The organism is Aquiflexum sp. TKW24L, from assembly GCF_023502205.1.
Taxonomy (GTDB): domain Bacteria; phylum Bacteroidota; class Bacteroidia; order Cytophagales; family Cyclobacteriaceae; genus Cognataquiflexum.
The window spans coordinates 1-3,220 of sequence record NZ_JAMFLG010000076.1 but is presented as its reverse complement, the minus strand read 5'-3'; the positions used below and the strand labels follow the sequence as shown (position 1 = coordinate 3,220).

The 3,220-nt window shown below is 41.9% G+C and carries 2 protein-coding genes; both read left to right on the top strand.

Going from position 1 to position 3,220, the window contains the following annotated elements; all coding sequences use genetic code 11:
• The first annotated feature begins 662 nt into the window (after nt 1–662).
• Complete coding sequence (locus M3O96_RS21800; RefSeq protein ID WP_249725384.1) at nt 663–1,175, top strand: lipocalin-like domain-containing protein; 513 nt, start codon at nt 663–665, stop codon at nt 1,173–1,175.
• Nucleotides 1,176–1,367: 192 nt separating this feature from the next.
• Nucleotides 1,368–2,816, top strand: coding sequence for a flavin monoamine oxidase family protein (locus M3O96_RS21795; protein ID WP_249725376.1), 1,449 nt, complete (start codon nt 1,368–1,370; stop codon nt 2,814–2,816).
• The last annotated feature ends 404 nt before the right edge of the window (nt 2,817–3,220 follow it).

Genomic DNA, 3,220 nt, shown 5'->3' with positions numbered 1-3,220 from the left:
GAAGCATCTCATAATTAGAAAAAGAAGCGAGGAACGAGAAACGAGAGCGTAAGATTATAGATTCTCCCAAAGCTCAAGGGCACATTATAGTGAACCCATATGTAGCTCAAAGGTAACCCAGACACGGAGTATCCTTACCTCAGACACGGAGTATCCCTAGGACAGACACGGAGTATTGGTAGGGGAAGGTGTACTAGAGGTTAGGGGAAGTATAGGGGAAAGGTAGTGGAAACTCTGTTATAAGTAAGCAATGCCACAAGGGGTGAGAGGTTGAAGGTGAAAGGTTGGGAAGGAAAGGTAATAAGGTAAAAAGGCGTCTGAGTACTTAATACAAATGGTTGGAGAATTGGAAATCCGGCTTCCAAGTCGGATATTTAATTTCTGTCTTTATGGTAATTTTATAATATGAAATATAGGCCATCCCTTTTCTTTCTATTTGTTTCTATATGTCTTTTTATCATTGGGACTTTTGCGACTGGCAAGAGCTGCTGCAAAACTTTAAACAATCTCGGACTAATGCCAAAAAAGCCGTAAATGCTGAATTAATTAACCTTTACTGGAAAAGCAAAAGGACTGAAAAAAAATTGTTGTTGTGGACGACCAGCAGACAATGACGGCAAGGGATTCAAAGAACTTACATCTATAATTTTAAATTTTGACAAATGAACAAGGCATTTATTCTATTTATCCTTTTATTGGCTTTGTCACCTACTTCGTTTGGGCAGAATAGCCCAAAATCAAGTGTGTCCAAAGGGTCTGATTCTCAATTAGATAAACTAGTTGGTACCTGGAGAATAATAGAATATTCAGACTTTGACTCGCTTACAGGCAAATGGATGGACCGATATGGTCTACAACCTAGAGGCTACTTTATTTATACAAAAAGTGGGGTTGTCAGTATAAATATTTCAACCGACAAACCAATCATAGTTTCGGAGGATTCAGCAAAAAGCACAAACGTAAATTATTTTGAAAACTATTATAGCAATGCATTTAGCTACTTTGGGACATATACTGTTGATTGGAAAAAGTCTATTGTGACACATTATGTAAAAGGTGGCTCATTACTATGGTATATTGACACAGACCAGCCAAGGCAGTTTATGCTACATGGTGATACGTTGACTATTGGTGATAAGAAAACAACAAAGAGAATATTGGTAAAAGTAGACTGACACATTTTTGATGTGGCTAATTGGCCAACCTATTCATCAGGGATGTATGAAGAAAATTATACGATTGAGAAAATAAAAAAGCAATAAGCTTTACAGCAGGCAATTGCAACCTGACGTTTCTAATAAAGCATATGAAATTGTGGTATTATTTGTTGACATTTAGAAAATCAAATAGCCATAAAAAGTGATTCAATGAATCGTAGAAACTTTTTAAAAAAATCGACTTCTGCCGCGACAGGCCTTTTGTTGCCAATTGGTTTGGCTGCATCTGGTCAAAAAACAAAGAAGAAAGTGATTGTCCTTGGTGCAGGCCTTGCTGGTTTAACTGCGGCATGGGAACTCGTACAAGCCGGACATGAGGTGATCGTGGTGGAAGCGAGAAACCGGTCTGGTGGTCGGGTGCTAACACTACGCGAAGGTTTTACTTCAGGATTGACAGCTGAGGCAGGTGGTATGAGTTTTAACGATAATTATTTTAACCTTCTCCATTATGTCAAGCTTTTCAACATTCCTTATGAATCACTGAGCACCCCTGTGATACGAAACACGGGTGGAAATACGGTCTATCACCTGCGGGGCAGGCGGATCGTTCCAGCAAACGGAAAAATAGATTGGCCATATGATCTCAAACCCGAAGAGCGTGAGGGTAGCCTCACCGACAGGTACATCCAGCCCTTACTTAATGGCGTGAAGGATACTTCCCTTTCAAATTCACTGTATGACTGGGCACGATCAATGGACAATAAAACATTGCAGCAGGTTTTGGCAGAAAGCGGCGCCTCTGAAGGGGCACAAGAAATTATCCGGGTCACTACCTGGTATGCCGATCGCGAAGCACGAGCCTCTGCTGCCAGGAATTTATTGCCAGTATTACAGGGAGCGGGAAGTAAAAATGTTTACAGCTTCCCGGGCGGGGTTGACAATTTATCGACAGCATTTGCGGTCAGATTAGGAGAACGGATTCGGTTTGGCGCTGAAGTGGTGAGCATAAAAAATGACCCCAACAGCGTAGAAGTAATGGTTAGCATAGCTGGAAAGCAGGAAAGCATTCGTGCAGATCGTGTGGTATGCACTATTCCTTTTACGGTATTGAAAAACATAAATATTTCGCCTTCATTATCACCCCCCAAAAAGGACATCATTGCTAATCTCTCTTATGCGCCAACAACCCGCGTTTTTCTGGAAGTAAAAGAGAGGTTTTGGGAAGGCAATGGAGAGAATGGTTCAGCCATGACAGATCTGACCATTGGGCAAGTACAAAAGCACCCTATGATCAAAACAGGAAGAGAAGGAGATCGGGCCATTCTTGAAGGTCATGCACGCGGCCAAGATGCAATCCAACTTGACAAGATGTCGAATGACAATAGGCTAAAATTCGCACTTGAACAAATGAACAAAGTTCACCCTACTGTTTTCGACTACTATGAGGGTGGGATTTCAAAGAGCTGGCAGCTTGACCCTTATGCCCTTGGAGCCTACTCGTTGTTTCTTCCCGGCCAGATTACATCATGGCTGCCTGAAATCATCCGTCCTGAAGGCCGTATACATTTTGCTGGGGAACATACTTCCATATATTCCGCCAGTATGGAGGGTGCGATTGAATCAGGTGCCCGTGCTGCAAAAGAGATTAACGAAGTTTAAGAAGATGTTTTGTTCTTGAATTCTTTGAGCGGCGCCAGTGACCAATACAGGTGATGCTTTGTTCAAGAATATCGAGTTAAGTTTAGTTGAAATTCGACAACCTTTAGGCTGACTATAACAGTCGAAACCGAACTCGCCACAACTCCTATTGGCAATTGTAGGCAGGACAGTAATAAACTCAATATATGGTCGTCTTTTGGGCATTTGTATCAATGTTGGTTGATATTTTTCAAAAGGCCACACCCCCGCAGGGAGTAGAATGACGTTTCTTTAGGTATAGTTTGCGTGCCCTCACCTAGGGCTAACCGCTAGGTGTACATTGTCTGTGCTGCATTCTGGCTACTCGCTAAATAGCTTCATCAAAGCTATTCTTTACGCTCGCCCCTACCCTTTTATTTAGTAGA

Excerpts from the sequence above, each read along its gene's own strand:
- M3O96_RS21800 (WP_249725384.1), top strand. The coding sequence starts at position 663 with ATGAACAAGGCATTTATTCTATTTATCCTTTTATTGGCTTTGTCACCT.
- M3O96_RS21795 (WP_249725376.1), top strand. The coding sequence starts at position 1,368 with ATGAATCGTAGAAACTTTTTAAAAAAATCGACTTCTGCCGCGACAGGC.